General features: G+C 65.0%; 14 protein-coding genes. 8 read left to right on the forward strand and 6 right to left on the reverse strand.

Translation table 11 applies throughout. From position 1 onward, the window contains the following. Positions 1-70 precede the first annotated feature (70 nt). Together ACJRPG_RS21635 and arsH are read right to left on the reverse strand one after the other, a co-directional pair. Positions 71-394: a hypothetical protein gene (locus ACJRPG_RS21635; protein ID WP_408002172.1), complete on the reverse strand. Its 324-nt coding sequence runs from the start codon at positions 392-394 to the stop codon at positions 71-73. A gap of 19 nt (positions 395-413) precedes the next feature. Then, complete coding sequence (gene arsH, locus ACJRPG_RS21640; protein WP_408002173.1) at positions 414-1,130, reverse strand: arsenical resistance protein ArsH; 717 nt, start codon at positions 1,128-1,130, stop codon at positions 414-416. Positions 1,131-1,273: 143 nt separating this feature from the next. On the opposite strand from arsH, the gene ACJRPG_RS21645 reads away from it, so the two are divergent. Together ACJRPG_RS21645 and ACJRPG_RS21650 are read left to right on the forward strand one after the other, a co-directional pair. Beyond that, positions 1,274-2,986, forward strand: a complete 1,713-nt coding sequence (locus tag ACJRPG_RS21645) for an FAD-dependent oxidoreductase (protein WP_408002174.1) — start codon at positions 1,274-1,276, stop codon at positions 2,984-2,986. Positions 2,987-2,988: 2 nt separating this feature from the next. Beyond that, complete coding sequence (locus ACJRPG_RS21650) at positions 2,989-3,927, forward strand: TIGR03571 family LLM class oxidoreductase (protein ID WP_408002175.1); 939 nt, start codon at positions 2,989-2,991, stop codon at positions 3,925-3,927. Here ACJRPG_RS21650 and ACJRPG_RS21655 read toward each other — a convergent pair. Beyond that, entirely contained in the window at positions 3,897-5,057 is a 1,161-nt protein-coding gene (locus ACJRPG_RS21655) for an MFS transporter (RefSeq protein WP_408002176.1), read from the reverse strand. The genes ACJRPG_RS21650 and ACJRPG_RS21655 overlap by 31 nt on opposite strands. A 73-nt stretch (positions 5,058-5,130) precedes the next feature. Here ACJRPG_RS21655 and ACJRPG_RS21660 point away from each other — a divergent pair, with 73 nt between their 5' ends. After that, positions 5,131-5,547 carry a winged helix-turn-helix transcriptional regulator gene (locus ACJRPG_RS21660; RefSeq protein ID WP_408002177.1) on the forward strand — a complete coding sequence of 139 codons (417 nt, stop codon included), beginning with the start codon at positions 5,131-5,133 and terminating at the stop codon, positions 5,545-5,547. Between the two features lies 1 nt (position 5,548). Here ACJRPG_RS21660 and ACJRPG_RS21665 read toward each other — a convergent pair whose 3' ends face one another. Beyond that, positions 5,549-7,366, reverse strand: a complete 1,818-nt coding sequence (locus ACJRPG_RS21665) for a phytase (RefSeq protein WP_408002178.1) — start codon at positions 7,364-7,366, stop codon at positions 5,549-5,551. A gap of 23 nt (positions 7,367-7,389) precedes the next feature. Then, positions 7,390-9,915, reverse strand: a complete 2,526-nt coding sequence (locus ACJRPG_RS21670) for a TonB-dependent receptor (RefSeq protein WP_408002179.1) — start codon at positions 9,913-9,915, stop codon at positions 7,390-7,392. Between the two features lie 121 nt (positions 9,916-10,036). On the opposite strand from ACJRPG_RS21670, the gene ACJRPG_RS21675 reads away from it, so the two are divergent. The 5 genes from ACJRPG_RS21675 (at position 10,037) to ACJRPG_RS21695 (ending at position 16,115) form a co-directional block, all read left to right on the forward strand. Further along, entirely contained in the window at positions 10,037-11,074 is a 1,038-nt protein-coding gene (locus ACJRPG_RS21675; protein ID WP_408002180.1) for a GGDEF domain-containing protein, read from the forward strand. After that, positions 11,071-12,084: an AraC family transcriptional regulator gene (locus tag ACJRPG_RS21680; RefSeq protein ID WP_408002181.1), complete on the forward strand. Its 1,014-nt coding sequence runs from the start codon at positions 11,071-11,073 to the stop codon at positions 12,082-12,084. The genes ACJRPG_RS21675 and ACJRPG_RS21680 overlap by 4 nt, the downstream gene beginning before the upstream one ends. Before the next feature lie 68 nt (positions 12,085-12,152). Then, positions 12,153-13,535: a serine hydrolase domain-containing protein gene (locus ACJRPG_RS21685; RefSeq protein ID WP_408002182.1), complete on the forward strand. Its 1,383-nt coding sequence runs from the start codon at positions 12,153-12,155 to the stop codon at positions 13,533-13,535. A 134-nt stretch (positions 13,536-13,669) separates the two neighbouring features. After that, positions 13,670-14,884, forward strand: coding sequence for a cation:proton antiporter (locus ACJRPG_RS21690; protein ID WP_408002183.1), 1,215 nt, complete (start codon positions 13,670-13,672; stop codon positions 14,882-14,884). Positions 14,885-14,978: 94 nt separating this feature from the next. Then, positions 14,979-16,115: a serine hydrolase domain-containing protein gene (locus ACJRPG_RS21695; protein ID WP_408002184.1), complete on the forward strand. Its 1,137-nt coding sequence runs from the start codon at positions 14,979-14,981 to the stop codon at positions 16,113-16,115. Here ACJRPG_RS21695 and ACJRPG_RS21700 read toward each other — a convergent pair. Beyond that, positions 16,090-16,956, reverse strand: coding sequence for a LysR substrate-binding domain-containing protein (locus ACJRPG_RS21700; RefSeq protein ID WP_408002185.1), 867 nt, complete (start codon positions 16,954-16,956; stop codon positions 16,090-16,092). The genes ACJRPG_RS21695 and ACJRPG_RS21700 overlap by 26 nt on opposite strands. Positions 16,957-16,967 lie beyond the last annotated feature (11 nt).

Raw genomic sequence — 16,967 nt, forward strand, 5'->3', positions numbered from 1 at the left:
TGGATTCTCCGGTTAAACGGCGAGGAATCCGACAGGTAAGGTGCCGATGGAAGTCAGTGAGCCTGCCGGATCAGCAGGCAGGCCACTTGGGGCGTTCGGGACGCGCGGGATCGGTGGAGGATAGCGGCGCCGAGCCGGCGCCGTGGTCAAGCTTGCGCACTGGCGCGTGCCGCAGCGGAACGCCAATACTGAGACCGGGAGCCGCAGCGAGCACGTGGCAGCTCGTGCATTGCGCGCAGCAGAGGCAGTCGCTCGATTGCGGCTCATCGCTGCCCGAGAACTGCTGGCTCGCGCTTTGCTGCTGCAAGCCGCTGTCTTCGCAAATGTCGGTCACTGCCCATGCGGATTGCAGGGACAGCAGGCACAGCATCAGGATGACAAAAAGGCGTCGCATCCAAAAATTATAGCAGCCTTCAGATTTTGCTGATCTGGGCGTTAATGGCTTTCATCTGGCGTTCGTTGCGTTCGCTGTAGCGTTCCGTCAGATAGTCTGTGCGGCCGCGCATCAGCAGCGTGATCTTGAACAGCTCCTCCATCACGTCCACCACACGGTCGTAGTAGGCCGACTGGCGCATGCGTCCCGCTTCGTCGAACTCCTTGTACGCCATGGGCACCGAGGACTGGTTCGGGATGGTAAACATGCGCATCCAGCGCCCCAACAGGCGCAGCGTATTCACGACGTTGAAGGACTGCGAGCCGCCGCACACCTGCATGACGGCCAGCGTGCGCCCCTGGCTGGGCCGCACCGAACCCTGCTCCAGCGGAATCCAGTCGATCTGGTTCTTCATCACGGCCGTGATGGCGCCATGCCGCTCAGGGCTGCACCACACCTGCCCTTCCGACCACAGGCTCAATTCACGCAGCTCCACCACTTTCGGATGATCCTCCGGCACGCTGCCCACCATGGGCAGCTCCATGGGGTCGAATATCTTCACCTCGGCGCCGAAGTGGCGCAGGATGCGCGCTGCCTCATAGGTGAGAAACCGGCTGAACGAGCGCTCGCGCAGGGAGCCATACAGCATGAGGATGCGCGGCGGATGGTCCATATCGCCGACGGGCGCAAGCTTCTCCAGCGTTGGCGTAATCAGTTGCTCCGCGTTGATGTTGGGGAGGTCCGGCAGTTCATTCATTTCATGCTCCTTTTCCAATCGTCTCGATCCCGCGCTGTGGCAGGACAGCTCATATTCCATATTTCTACAGTTATCGAATTATATCATTCTACCGTTTTTTGGGCATCAGTTAAACTTCCCCTATCCACCGACCCGGAGCTGCAATGTCGAACACCCCTCAATTCATGCCGGAATCGAACAAGGAAGAGCAGGTGCCTGCGATTGCAGCGTCGATCGAGCTGCGGCGCCACCAGATCTTCCCCACACTCACCGAACAGGAAATCAAGCGCCTGATGCGCTTCGGTACCACGCGCACCTACCACAACGGCGTGCGTATCCTGGAAGCAGGCCACACCACCTTCGGCATGGTGGTGGTGTTGTCGGGCCGCATGGCGGCGTACCGCTACGACGGCCTGGGCAACTCGGCCCTCATCACCGAACATGGGCCCGGCCAGTACACCGCCGAAGTGTCGCAGCTCGCGGGCCGGCCGTCGCTGGTGAACGTGATTGCGGTAGGCGAAGTGGAAGCGCTGCTCATTCCGCCCGACCGCCTGCGCGCGCTGGTCATTGCGGAAGCGGAGCTGGGCGAGCGCATTGTGCGCTCCCTGATCCTGCGCCGGGTGAACCTGCTGGAAATCGGCGCGGGCGGGCCGGTACTGGTTGGTCCGCCGGGCCATCCCCGCCTGTTTCACCTGCAGAGCTTCCTGGACAGTAACGGCCATCCGCATACCATTCTCGATCCGAAAAACGATGAGCAGGCGCGCCTGCTGTGCGAGTACTACCAGCCATCGGCGGAGGACTGGCCGCTCGTCGTCTGCCCGGATGGCTCGGTGCTCAGGAACCCTTCCAATGCCGACATGGGCCGCTGCCTCGGCATGCTGCCGGAGCTGGATGAAGACAAAGTGTGGGATGTGATTGTGGTAGGTTCGGGCCCCGCAGGCCTGGCCACCGCCGTCTATGCAGGCTCGGAAGGCCTGTCGGTGCTGGCACTGGAACAGCGCGCCTTTGGCGGGCAGGCTGCGGCCAGCGCCCGCATCGAAAATTACCTCGGCTTCCCCACCGGGATTTCGGGCGGCGCCCTGGCGGGCCGCGCCTATGTGCAGGCGATGAAGTTCGGCGTGGAGGTGGCGATTCCCGCGGTGGCTGCGCGCCTGATCTGCGACGCGTTCCCACTCGAAGTGGAGCTGGACGATGGAAAGCGAGTGAAAGCCCGCAGCGTTGTGCTGTCCTGCGGCGCACGCTACCGCCGCCCTTCCCTCGCGAACATCAAGCAGTTCGAAGGACGGGGCATCTATTACTGGGCATCGACCATCGAGGCGAACCTGTGCGCTTCCGAAGAGATTGTGCTGGTTGGCGGCGGCAATTCGGCGGGCCAGGCGGCGGTGTTCCTGTCCGGCCACGCATCGAAGGTTCATATGGTCATTCGGGGCGAGGGGCTGAAGGCCACCATGTCCAGCTACCTGATCGACCGCATCAAGGCCACGCCGAATATCGAGCTGCATACGCATACCGAGATCGTGGCGCTGGAAGGCGATGAGGAAGGCCTCAAGCAGGTCAAGTTCCGCAACAGCCGCACCGGCGAGGAAGACAGCTGCGATGTATGCCGCGTGTTCCTGTTCATCGGCGCCGATCCGAACACTGACTGGCTGAGCGACTGCGGCGTGGAGGTGGATCCCCAAGGCTTCATCCGCACCGGCTACAAGATCAGCGCGGCAGCGGGCGACAAGCAGCGCGCCTCACTGGAAACAAGCGTGCCCGGCGTGTTCGCCATCGGCGACGTGCGCGCAGGCTCCACCAAGCGGGTGGCGGCAGGCGTTGGCGAAGGCGCGCAGGTGGTGTCGCAGATCCACGGCTACCTGTCCACCTTGCCGGCGTGAGCATGGCCGGCTTCAACGCAGCGTATGCGCGCGTGTTCCCGGCCGGCGGCATCAGCCTCGGCATCATGACGCCTTTCACGTCGCCGGCCGGCGGCATGGCCGGCGTGGACGAAACGCTCAGCCTTGCCGCGCTGGCGGACGAGTTGGGGTTTGCGGCCTTGTGGACGCGCGATGTGCCGGTCATGATCCCCCAGGGCAGCGACAACACGGCCAGCGCCCTCGACGATCCTTTCCTGTGGCTGGCCGCCCTCGCTTCGGCCACCACGCGGATTGCGGTAGGCGCGGCGGCGATTGTGCTGCCGCTGCGGCACCCGCTGCACGTGGCCAAGTCGGCGCTGTCATTGGACCGCCTCAGCAAGGGCCGCTTCATCCTCGGCATGGGTTCGGGCGACCGTCCGGCCGAGTTCTCGGCCTTTGGCGAAGACCTGGAAGCACGCGGCGACAGTTACCGCGAGCGCTGGCCGCTGGTGCGCGCCGCACTGGCGCCGCAGGAGCGCGAAGCGCTGCTGGCGGCAACCGGCGGCTACGACATCATGGCGGCGCCAGCGGCGCAGATTCCCATGATCGTGGTCGGCACCGCACGCCAGTCATTGCAGTGGATCGCCGCCAATGCGGATGGCTGGGCCACCTACCACCGCGAGGAAGCACGCCAGCAGGGCCGCATCGACCTGTGGCATCAGGCGCTGGAACAGAAATCGCCCGGCGTACCCAAACCTTTCATCCAGTCGGTGCAGCTGGACCTGCTGGCCGATCCGCATGCGGCGCCCGAACCGCTGGAACTTGGCCTGCGCACCGGCCGCCTGGCGCTGATCGATTACCTGCGCCGCATGCAGGCGCTCGGCGTCGGCCACGTGATCTTCAATCTTTCATCGCACGGCCGTCCCGCGCGCGAGGTCATTCAGGAGCTGGGTCAGGAAGTCCTGCCGGTGCTCAGCCAGTAAAGCAGCGCCGCGAGGCTGACGGCGGCGCCAAGCACGCAGACGCCTGCCCAGCCGAATGCGGCGAAACTCGATGTCGCACCGATGGCGCCAAGCCCGCTGCCCGATGCATAGAACAGCATGTAGGCGCCAACCAGCCTGCTGTGCGCTTCCGGACGGGTGCGGAAGATCATGCTCTGGTTCGTCACGTGCAAGGCCTGGCCCGCAAGGTCGAGCAGCACAACGCCCGCCAGCAAAGGCCATATCGACCAATCCAGCAGCGAGAGCGGCAGCCAGGCGAAGACCAGGAGCAGCAGCGCCTGCGTCGTTGTGCGCTGTCCGAGTCCCCGGTCCGCCAGCTTTCCGGCCCACGAGGCAGCGAAGGCGCTGACGGCGCCCACAAGGCCAAAGGCGCCGATCGCCGTATGGGAATAGCTGTACGGCGGAGCGCTCAGCGGCAACACGAGCGCGCTCCAGAAGATATTGAAGACGGCGAACATCAGAAAGGCCAATGTGCCGCGTACGCGCAGCGTGCGCTCTTCCCTGAGCAGTACGAACATGGAAGCGATCAGGCGCGGATAGCTGATGCCTGCACGCGGGGCTCCCAGCTGCGGCAAGCCGCGCCACAGCGGTACCGCGAGCGCCAGCATCAGCAGCGCGGCGCCCACGTAGACTCCACGCCAGCCCGCAATATCGCTGACCGCACCGGCAAAGACGCGGGCCAGCAGCAGGCCGATAAACACACCGCCCCCCGCCGCGCCCACCACACGGCCTCTTTCCTCCGGCACTGCGGCGCTGGCAGCGTATGCGATCAGGCCTTGCGTCATTGCCGTGCCCAGCATGCCAACGGCCGTCATGCCGAACAGCAGCAGCGTGCTGCTGCGTGACGAAGCCACTAGCAGCAGCGCCGCGAAGAGTGCCCCGAGCTGCGTGAGCATGAGGGTGCGGCGGTTCAGAAGGTCGCCAAGGGGCACCAGCAGCAGGAGCGCCAGCGCACAGCCCAGCTGCGTCGCCGTCACCACGCCGCCGACAGTGGCGTGGCTGATGCCGAAATCCAGCGCCAGTGCGTCGAGCAGGGGCTGGGCGAAATACACGTTTGCCACGCTGAGGCCACTGGCAGTGGCAAACAGCGCGATGAGGTAGCGGGAAGTCATTAAGTCATCCGGTTGCAAAATGAAACCAGTTGAATCATAGGCGTTCTGGTTTTAAAATGCAACCGGAGGACATATGAGCAAAAAATCCGAACCCTGCCCCGTGGCACGCTCGGTCGACCTGATCGGCGACCGCTGGTCGCTGCTGATCGTGCGCGATGCCTTCGACGGCATGCGGCGTTTCGGCGACTTTCAACGCAACCTCGGCATGGCGCGCAATATCCTTTCGGACCGCCTGCGCCGCCTGGTCGAAGCAGGCATACTCGAAACCCGGCCCGCGTCGGACGGGACGTCCTACCAGGAGTATGTGCTCACCCCTGCAGGCGAAAGCCTGTTCCCGGTGATAGTGGCGCTGCGCCAGTGGGGCGAGCGGCATCTGTTCGCCAAGGGCGAATGGCATTCGCAGCTGATAGACAAAGGGACCGGCAAGCCGGTCCCCTTCATGTCCCCGGCCGTTGCGCCGGATCAGGCGGAAGTGCGCAAGAAACCCTGAATCAATCCAGCTTCAGCGCACGGGCGATATCGTCCCAGGCCACATACTTGAAGTTCTGCGGACCATCCGGCAGGCGCTTGAAGCCGTCCTGCACCACCAGCATGCCGCGCCCGTAAGGGCCGCCGAGGTTGGCGGAGGTAACATCCAGGCCATCGGTTTCCGAGGCCCCGTCAATGCCCGCTTCCACATTGAAGCCGATGCGGAAGGCGCCGCGCACCTTGAACGGCGGCGCCGACTCCATCACGATATAGCTGTTGTTGCCCTGGCTGGAAACCACGAGGTAGTTCGCCTGGCTGCCGTGATAGACGGACATGCCTTCCACGTCCGCCTTCAGCAGGCCGCCGACGGGCAGCGCCATCTTCAGCGGTGTTGCTTTCTCCGCCGATGCAGCCGTCACCCACACGCCCTTCTTCTCCTCGCCCACAAAGAGCTGGCCGGTGCGGTCGTCCGCCGCGCAGCCTTCCGGCTGGCTCGACACCGAGAAACGGCGCAGCAAGGTACTCGTAAACTTGCCGCCGCTGCGCCCAACACGGTACTGCTGGTAGCTGCCGTCCTTGTCGTTTACGAAGATTTCCAGCGCGCCGCCGGCGGGATGGTAGAGGCAGGCGCCGTAGATTTCGCGCAGGCCAGTGGGAAAACGCGCGGCTTCGCTCACCTGTCCATCTGCATCGATGGTGAACAGCACAATCGCGTTTTCATCGCGCTGCGTGGCTGCCGCCAGGTCGAAGCGCCGGCCATCCAGTTCCACGTTCTGGCGCACATCCACATTGTTCAGGCGTCCCGATTCAAGCAGCTGCAGCTGGCGGCCCTGCAGGTCGTAGACCAGCAGGCCCTGCTTCTTGTTCGTGCCGAGTACACGGGATGCCTGCGGATCCGTGGCATGCAGCCAGATCGCGGGATCATCCGCCGCGTCGCCCGCACGCGCCACCGGCTCCGTTTGCGCGCGCGGCTGCACCACCGGGAGCTGTGGCGCAGGCGCCGGCGGCGCCCAGCGCAGTGCGAGCTCCTGCCAGCGCTCCTCATCACCGGAGAGCGTGAACAGCTTGCCTTTCCCATCCAGCGCCAGGGCGCGCGGACTGGCCGCCGCCGCGAGCTTGCGCACCGGCTGCTCCGTCCACGCGCCATCACGGTAGCTGAAGCTGTGCAGAGCCTTGCCTTTGGCATCCAGCACCGCCAGCCCACCCGGCAGCGTGGCCAGGGCCCCGGAGCCGTCGGCCAGCTTGCCATATGGCGCCCGAAGCGCAACCGCACTGCGGTGATCGACGCCTTCCGCGTCTGCGCCATAGGCCCATACGCCGAAGCCGTTTTCGCTGACATACAGCGTCGCCGTGGCGTCATCCACGCGGCAATGCTTCACATGCGGCGGCAGCGCAAGGCGGCGCACCCGCTGCGGCTTCTGCCCACTGAGCAGCCATTGCTCCGCCTGGCCGTCCTTCGCAATCAGGAACACGTGGTCGAGCTGCTGGGCGTCGCGATACAGGCAGGCGGCTTCGATGCCGAAGCCCACGGCGGGAAGCGCCGCGTCCGCCGCGATGCTGCCCTGCCGGCTGCTCACGCGCACGGGCACGGCCTGCTCCGCGTTTGCATCGATCACGATGGCGAGCGCACCGTCCGGCGATGGCCGGCTGTCCAGCTGCCGCCCGCGCAATGCGAGCTTCGCACGCTCGCCGCCATCGGCGCCGTACAGGTGCAGGGCGTTGCGGCCCAGCGCCAGCCAGCCGCCGTCCGCCATGGCTACCGCTTCAGAGACGCCGGCCGGCGGCGCCGCCTGCGCGCCCACCGCCAGCGCCGCCAGGACTACCGCGGTTGCGGCCTTCATTTGCTTGATCCTCATGTGCATCCTCAGAACAGGCTGGCCTTGAGGCCAATCTTGTAAGTACGTCCGTACTGCTCGTACTGCATATTGTGATTGCGGCTGCCCTGGTAGACATAGTACTTCTCGTTGTTCAGGTTGGCCGCTTCGAACGTAAGCTGCACGCGCTTGCTGAGCTGCCAGCCGAAGGCGAAGTCCAGCTGCTTCTGGCTGTCGACAACGTGGTCCTGGCTTGGGTCCAGCACATCGGCGCCCAGCTCCAGCAGGTAGGCGGATTTGTAGTTAAGCGCCAGGCGCGTGCTGATGGGGCCATTTTCGTAGCCGAGCATCAGGTTCATCACGCGGTCGGATTGCGACGGCATGGCGATATTGCGGCGCACACGGCGTTTGCTGCCCGCGTCGTAGCTCTCGATGGCCGCGCGCGAATCGATCAGGGCGCCGTTCACACCGACCAGCAGGCCGTTGAATGGTGCGGGCAGCATGCGCAGCGGCTGCTGCCAGGAGAGTTCGATGCCTTTCACGCGCGCCTTGTCGCCGTTGGCATAAGAGATCGCGCTCTCATAATCTGTCCATTTGCCGCTGCCCGCCAGATTGGTGGTGTAGGTGAAGTTGCTGATGTCCTTGAAGAAGGCGTAGGCGGAGATCACCCCATCGCTGCCGATTGCATGTTCCACGCCAAAGTCCAGGTTATGCGACTTGAGCGGGGCGAGGCCGGGATTGCCGATCGTGGCTTCGGTGTCGCTATCGAGGGCAACGGCTGGCGCGAGCTGGCTGAAGTTGGCGCGCACCACCGAATTGCTCCATGCGGCGCGGATGCTGGTGTGCTGGTCCGCGTCGTAGCGCAGCTGCGCGGACGGCAGCCAGTTGGTATAGGAACGTTCATGCTTCACGGCCGTAATATCGTCTTCGGAGACCTGGAAGCCCGCCGCCTTGAAGGCAGTACGCTCACCGCGCACACCCGCCAGCAGCCGCCAGTCGCCGCGCGACAGCGTGGCCTGCAGATAGCCCGCGTTGATGTCTTCGCTCATCGCGTAATCGTCCAGTGCCGATTCGGCGTCCAACTGCGCACCTGCGCGTGCCAGGCCCACGATACGGGCGCGCACTGCGGCGGGGCTGATGGCCGGACCGATATTACCCAGCTTGTAGTCCAGCTGCTGGCCGCTGACGAAGGACGTCATCGACGTCGGACCGGCGCCCCAGTAGTTGCCGCTGGAGCTCTTGCTGCTGTTGTAGGCCCACTGGTTGGTATCGTTTTCCTTGTCGCGGCGGCTCGCCTTGGCGCCGAACTTGACGTTTGCGCGGAAGTCGCCGAGCTCCATCTCGCGTCCGAGATCGAAACGCACATGCTTTTCCTTGTCGTTCGAATAGCGCTGCTGCAGCGTGATGGCATTCAGGTTGTAGCTGGCGGCATCGTAGATGCTGGCCGGGGCCACAAGGTGAGGCACCTGGCTGTTGGTGAAGCCAACACCGCTGAAGTTGGACGCGCCACGGAAGCGCGCGTCGTTGATGGACTCGGGCGTATCTTCATCCGCCTTGCTGGCGGCCGCTTCGAATTTGAATTGCCAGCCGTCGAACTTCTGTTCGGTACCAAGCACCAGCGAACGGATCTCCTGCGTGTACTTACGCTGGCGCAGGCGGCGCTCGGCGCGCGCGGTATCGGTTTCGCCCTCCTCCAGCGAGCCGCCCTTGATATTGCTGATGGTGAGGCGGTCGCGCACTTCGTCGTCGCTGAAGCGGCTGAGCAGGCTGCGCAGTGTATAGCTGCTGCCCGCCGCCGGCCGGTAGTCCAGGTTCAGTGCCGCAGCCTTGCGTTCGCGCACCGGCAGGTAGTCGCGGAATTCGAAGCCGGTCAGTGCATTGTCTTCCCATGCGCCGCCCGTTTCCACGTTCTCGGAGCCGAACTTGCGCTTCTCGCCGCTGAAGGCAGCGGTCACGCCCAGCTTGCCCTCCATGAAGCGCTGTGCCCACAGCAGGCCCGCGCCTGGGCTGGTCTGGTCCGTATTCTGGTCATAGCTGGCGCCTGCGCTGGCCGACAGCAGCGCGCCGGGAAGGTCGAAGGCCGACAGCGTTTTTACCTCGACGGTGCCGCCCAGCGAGTTCGCGTCCATTTCCGGCGTCAGGGTCTTGATCACTTCCAGCGAGCGCACCAGGCCCGATGGCAGCACGTCCAGCGCCACGGCGCGGCGGCCCGATTCCGGCGATGGCACCACAGCGCCGTTGATGGTGACGGCATTCAGGTCCGGGCCGAGGCCGCGCACGGTGACATAGCGGCCTTCGCCCTGGTCGCGCTCGACGGAGACACCCGGCAGGCGCGCCAGCGCTTCCGCCGCGTTCTTGTCCGGCAGGCCGCCGATATCGTCGCTGCTGACGACGCTGATGATGTTGTCGGCCTTGTCCTGCGCGGCAATGGCCTTGCTCATGCTGGCGCGCTGGCTGGCAACGATAACGCTGGCGGCCATCGCGCCGGAGTCGGCCTGCGCCTGCGCGCCGCACATGGTGAAGATGCCTGCGCTCAGTGCGGTGAGGCGCAGCGAGGGGATAATCATTTTTCGCATGATGTTGTGGTCAGCAGAAGTGGAGAACGGAGCGGATTCTAGGGAGCGCATATGACCGTTGTGTTACGCGCCACCGCCTCCGTCAGCCAAATACGCACCGGCCATCGCGCTTTGAGCTGAAATGACCCGTGCCGCGAAGCAGCGGCGCCAGTACAGGCCTGCGGCGCCTGCGGCCCGCAAGAAAATCGTGAGCCGTTTGCACCTGCGGCGCGATTGCAACGATGTCATCAAGTCGTCACGCGGCAGGCATACCCTGCACGGTTATTCATCACTCTTCCCTGCTCCCATGCTCAGACTGCACCGCAATGCCGTAGTCGCCGCCATGCTTGCGCTGGCGGCCTGCCTGTTCCTGTACGCCAGCGCCGGCGAACAGAAGCCGATGACGCTCTGGCGCTGGATGGACATCGTGGGCGAAGGCGGCACCGCGGCCATGGCGGGCATCTGGTTCCTGCTCACGCTCAGCAGCCGTCCCGGCGGACTGGTGACGCGCCTGCTGGCGGGTGGACTGGCGGCCATCATGATTGGCTCCTGGGCCGATTGCCTCGATGAGTTCTACCGCATCGACAAGGCAGCGCTGTGGGACAACTGGCTGGAAGCCCTGATGCCGCTGGGGATGGCGGTTCTGACGGCCGGCATGGTGTACTGGCGCCGCGAGCAGTTCACCCTGAACGAACACCTGCAGAAACGCGAACGCCTGTTCCGCGATCACCGCGCTTTCGACCGCATTACCCAGCTCGCGGACGCAAGCTACCTGCGCGCCCAGCTCAAGCTGGAACAGTCGCGCCAGGCGGGCGGCCAGTGTGCGCTGGTGCTGCTGGATATCGACCGCTTCCACAGCATCAACCGCGAATACGGCCAGCGCGAAGGCGACCGGCTGCTGCAGGCGGTAAGCCATATGCTCCTGCTCAACCTGCGCAATGAAGACCTGCTGGTGCGCTATGCGGGCGACCGCTTCGCCCTGCTGCTGCCCGGCGTGAACGAAGCGCAGGGCCGGGTGCGCGCCGCCCACCTGTGCGAGATGGTAGGCCGCATGCATCACCATGCAGGCAGCGCCCGCATCATCGTCAGCCTGCGCCATGTGTGCGCGGACGCCTGCGGTGCAGGCGACGGACTGCTGGCGGACCTGAGCCGGCGCATGGACGATCCGGTTGCCGTGTGATCGCCTATTGCGCCAGCAGTGACGCCTGCATTCCAGCGCGGCAGCAGCCAGCGCTGCTGCTGGACTATGCGCGCAGCCGCGACGTAGCGGATCACGAACTGCTGCGCGGCTGCGGCATCGGCAGTGCCGATGCGCTCCACGGCAATATCACTGCATCGCAGTACCTGCAATTGCTCGGCAATGCACTGCGCCTGCTCGACAGCCGCGACAGCAGCTTCATGCTGGGCCAGCAGCTGCTGCCTGGCCATGATGGCGCCCCCAGCCACGCGCTGCTGCAGGCGCCGAACCTGCGCTCGGCCCTGCGCACCCTGTGCGGCTGGCACGGCCGCCTTACGCCGCTGCTCACGCCGCGCCTGCAGGAAGCCGAAGGCCTCGCGGTGCTGTACTGGACCGACAGCTTCGGCGCTCCCGGCCTGCTGCCTGCGCTGGTGGAGATGCATATGACGGCCGTGGTGTCGCTGTGCCGCTGGCTGGGCGGCGAGCGCCTGCCGTGGCGCTTCTGCTTCAACCGCGCAGCGCCGCGCCATCTGGAGCAGCACGAAGTCCATCTGGGTACGGAGCTGCGCTTCGGCTGCCACCTGGACGCGATGCTGATCGATGCAACATGGCTGGACAAGCCCTGGCCGCGCGGCAGCGCCAGCGCCACGCAGCGCGCGCTGGAACAGGCCGCACTGGAGCCCGCACACGCGCCGGGCTTGCTGAGCGTCCTGTATGACTACCTGCTGCATCGCGTACGCAGCATGCCCACGCTGGAGCAGGCCGCCATCGACTTCGGCATCAGCCCCGCCACGCTGAAACGCCACCTGCACAAGCACGGCACGCACTTCCAGGCGGAACTGGACCAGGTGCGCACGCACGTGGCGCTGCACCTCTTCCACAGCCGCCGCGCCGACAACGACACGCTGGCGGCCTATCTCGGCTTCCACGATGCAGCCAACTTCCGCCGCTCCTTCAAACGCTGGACCGGCCAGACGCCTGCCGCATTGCGCGAGGCTCTGCTGCTTTCCTGAACATACAAATTCACGACATTCATCTGTCCATGATCCAATGTAGAATAAATTTTCTACACGGAGGAAAGATGACGAAGCTCCCTATCTGGCTTGCCGCAGCAGCGCTGCTCTCGGCGCCCGCCGCGAAGGCAGACAAGATCGATGACTATATGCAGGCGCAGATGCGGATCAACCACGTGCCCGGTGCGGCCGTCGCCGTTGTAAAGCAGGGCAAGGTGGTCAAGCTGAAAGCCTATGGCAGCGCCAATCTCGAATGGAGCCGGCCGGCGGGCACCGACACCGCCTTCCAGCTCGCGTCCTCCACCAAGCCGTTCACCGGCATGCTCATGATGCGGCTGGCGGAACAGGGCAAGCTGGATCTGGATGCCGGCATCGCGCGCTACCTGCCTGCGGCGCCCGCAAGCTGGCAGGCCATCACGGTGCGGCACTTGGCGAACCATTCTTCCGGCATTCCCGACCGGGTGGATGTGGGCCCGGAAGCATCGATGGACGAGTATATCGAGGCGGCCGCGAAGCTGCCGCTGACGCACGCGCCGGGTGCATCGTCCGAATACGGGATCTCAGCCTATGTGGTGCTGCGCAAGGTCATCGAGAGCGTGTCGGGAAAGCCTTTCGTGCAAGCGCTGAACGCGGAAGTCAGCGCGCCCCTCGGCCTGAAGTCCACGGCCTTTGAACAGGCGGCCGGATATGGCGAGCGGCGCAGCATCGAAGTGATTCCCCGCCGCGCCAGCGTGTATGACTGGAAGGATGGGAGGCACATCAACTTCACCTTCGCCTTCGGTGAACGCGGCTACGCGGCGGGCGGCCTGTACACCTCCGCGGCCGACCTGGCCAAAGTTCTCGCCGCCCTGGATGGGCGGTCCTTCCTCAGCGACAGCAGCAAAAGCGCGATGTGGCACCCGCAGCAGCTCGGCGACGGCAAGCCGGCCTCCTTCGGCGTTGGCTGGGCGCTGCGCAAGGTCAATGGACGGAACACGGTTGGCCATTCCGGCGGACCTGCGCTGTCCGATGTGCTGTACTTCCCCGAGGAGCGGCTGGGCATTGCGGTGCTGACGAACGGCCAGTCCCTCTACCCTTACCTCGCCCAGGGCATCTCCGAGCTCTACTATCCTGCGCCGCCGGTCCAACTGCCGCAAGGCATAGCGGACAGCAGGCCGGAGCTCAGCGCGCAGCTGCGCAGCGTGCTGGCCGACAGCTTTGCCGGACGGGTGGACGAAGCGAAGTTCAGCACCTCGGCGCGGACGGACTTCATCCCCGCGCTCAAGACCTTCCTGCTGCCCTTCTTCCGCTCGCTCTCGCCAACGGACGAATTCGTGCTCACGCTGGAACGCAGCGCGGACGGCAAAACGCGCCGCGAATATGCGGCGCGCCATGGCACGAAAAAAGTCACCTGGCAGTTCGATGTGGACGATGCCGGCAAGGTGCTGGGCTTCGGCCCCAAGGGCGAGTAAGCGGCGAGTTTTTCAAATTTACAACAAGCCAGTACATATTATGTAATTACGTAATACGTTTGTGATAAGGTAACGGTCAATGGAACCGCTCCCATGGAGCCGGTGGATAACACGACAAAAAACGGAGACACCCGATGCACATGACCACAACCGAAATATTCCTGCTGGCGATGCTGATCATTTTCACGCTGCCCTATCTCATCTGGCGCATCGGGAAGACGGACTACTACGCCCCATTGGTTGTGGTGCAGATCATCACGGGAATCCTGCTGGGCCCCGGCATTCTGGGAAAGGCCTATCCCGAGTATTACCAATTCGTGTTCAATCCGGCCGTCGTGCAATCGCTGAACGGCATCGCATGGTGGGCGGTCATGATCTTCGTGATGGTTGCCGGGATCGAGCTCGATATCAAAAAAGCGTGGGAATACCGGCGTGAAAGCACCATCACCGCCGGCCTCGCGCTCGGCACGCCGCTGCTGTTTGGCTGCGTGGCCGCGCTGGGCCTGTTGAGCTATGAGGGCTGGATGGGCGGCAAGGCAATGAGCTGGCAGTTCGTGCTCGGGATCGGCATGTCCTGCGCCGTCACTGCCTTGCCCATCCTGGTGCTGCTGATGGAGAAGCTGGAGATCCTGCGCCAGCCGATGGGACAGCGCATTTTGCGTTACGCCAGCCTGGACGACATCGCCATCTGGGGCGTGCTCGCGCTGATCCTGCTGGACTGGGAGCGCGTCGGCCGCCAGGCCGGCTTCCTGCTGGCATTCGGCGCCTTGACCATTCCCTTCCGCCGCATGATGGCATGGCTGGAAGAACGCGACCGCTGGTACATCGCCCTGATCTGGCTTGCTATTTGCGGCTTCGGCGCCGACTGGGCCGGCCTGCACTTCATGGTGGGGGCCTTCCTCGCCGGCGTGGTGATGGATGCGCACTGGTTCAATCAGAAGAAGATGGACTTCTTCCGCGAACATATCCTGCTGGCGGTGATGCCGGTGTTCTTCCTCAGCACCGGCCTTCGCACCAACTGGGCGATGGGCGGATACGCGGTCTTCCTTGCGGCAGGCGTGCTGCTGGTCGCCTCGGTAAGCGGCAAACTGGCCGGCATTCATATTGCCGGCCGCATCCTGAAGTGGAAGGAAGGCGAGGCTTCCATCATTGGCTGGCTGCTGCAGACCAAGGCGCTGATCATGATTATCTTCGCAAATATCCTGCTGGATAAGCAGATCATCACCAGCGAGACGTTCACCGCTCTGTTGCTCATGGCGGTGGCGAGCACGATGCTGACCGTGCCGGTCGTGTATCCCAAACTGAATCGCGCCCATGGCTCCGGACTGGTACAGCAAGCCAGTTCCTGACCGTGCCTTATGCCGCCAATGCCTGTGCTACATTGGCGGCATGAAAAAGCTCCTCTCACTCACTCCACTCCTGTTGCTTGCCGCGTGCGCCTCAATGGCGCCGCAGCGGCCCCTCCTCAATACCGCACAGATCGACCGCGCCATCCAGGACTATGTCGCCGAACGCAAGCTGCCCGGCGCCGTGTACTGGATGGAGCACGCGGGCGTGCGCTACCAGCATGCCTACGGCAAGCTGTCCTATGAAGCAGGCAGCGCGGACGTCAGCCTCGATACGCTGTATGACGCGGCCTCGCTGTCCAAGGTGGTGTCCACCGCGCCTTCGGTGCTGATCCTTGCGCAGGAAGGCAAGATCGCGCTGGATGCGAAGCTGACCGACTACTTCCCGGAATGCGCGAATGGCGGCAAGGAGGCCATCACCATCCGGCACCTGCTCACGCACAGCTCAGGCCTGCCTTCCGGCCTGCCCGCAAAGCCGGCATGGCGTGGCGACGCAGCGGCGCATGCGCTGGCTTGCTCGCAAACGGTGACGAATCCGCCTGGCACCTTCTTCCGCTATTCCGATATCAACTACGTGCTGCTTGGCCAGCTGGTTCAGCGCGTGTCCGGCATGCCGCTGTCGGCCTTTGCGCAGCAGCGCATCTTCACGCCGCTGGGCATGCACAGCACGGGCTACCTGCCGCTGGGCCGCTTCCTGCAGGGCCGCATTGCGCCAACGCAGAAAGCGCCGGCCACGGACGGCGACAAGACCGCCCATTGGGACCTGCCGCCGGAAACCGTGCAGCAAGGCGTGGTGCACGACCCCACGGCGCGTTTCATGGGCGGCGTGGCCGGTTCCGCGGGCGTGTTCACCACGGCCGGCGACCTCGCGCGCTATGCGCGCATGCTGCTGAATGGCGGCGAGCTGGATGGCGTGCGTATCCTCAGCGCGGAAAGCGTGCGCCTGCTGACGACCGTGCAGTCGCCACCAGGCCTGGCGAAGCGCGCAATGGGCATGGACATCGACTCGCCGTATGCAAGGCCGCGCGGTTCCATCTTCCCGGTTGGGAGTTTCGGCCACACCGGCTTTACGGGCTGCATCCTGTGGGTGGATCCGGACTCGAAGACCTTCTACGTTTTCCTGTCCAACCGCGTCTATCCGGATGACAAGAGCAATATCGTTCCGCTGTATGGCGTGCTTGGCACACTGACGGCGCAGGCTGCAGGCCTCAGCGCGCCACGCTCCGGCGAATAATCTCGCGCAGGCGTTCACAGACCGGGCCCGGCTCAGCCTCCGCGCGCCGCAGCGCCAGGTTCACCGTGGGCAGCGCCGGGTAGCCTTCGTCGCAGGTACGCAGTCCCGCCGGCATGCCGAACACGGGCCGCACCGCGAGGCCCAGCCCCGCCGACACCGCAGCCCACACGCCGCCCAGGCTTGGGCTGGTGACGGCAATGCGCCATGGAATACCGTGGCGGTCCAGCGTATCGGTGGCATAGCTCCGCATATGGCAAGGCGCGTGCACCGCCACCAGCGGCACCGGCTCGCCGCTGCGCAGCCAGGCGGCGGCACTGTCATCGGCCGGGCCGATCCAGTGCAGCGGATGCTCGCCCAGCAGCTCCATATGCGTGGCGCGGTCGCCGTGGCTCCACATCAGCGCCAGGTCCAGCTCCGCCGCCTGTATCTGCGCCAGCAGCTCCGCATTGCGCCCTATCCTCGCTTCGATGCGCACGCCGGGATGGCTGCGGCCAAAGGCGCCCAGCACGCCGGGCAGCAGGTGGGCGCTGAAATCCTCCTGGAAGCCGAGGCGCACCGCGCCCGCAAGGTCCTTGCCGCCCACCGCCATCGCCGCTTCGTCGTTCAGCGCCAGCATGCGGCGCGCATAGCTGAGCAGCACCTCGCCCGCCTCGGTGAGCGCCAGTCCCCGCCCTTCCTTGCGCAGGATGGGCGTGCCGGCCTGTTCTTCCAGCTTGCGCAGGTGGGCGCTGACGGCGGAGGTGGAGCGGTTCAGGCGCTGTGCCGCGCGGGCGAAGCTGCCGCTGTCCATGCCTTCGCTGAAGCTGCGCAGGGCATCCAGGTCAAAAGTCACGCGGCGCATCGATCATCCCG

Origin of the sequence: Pseudoduganella rhizocola, from assembly GCF_045984285.3 — a bacterium.
GTDB lineage: Bacteria > Pseudomonadota > Gammaproteobacteria > Burkholderiales > Burkholderiaceae_D > Rugamonas.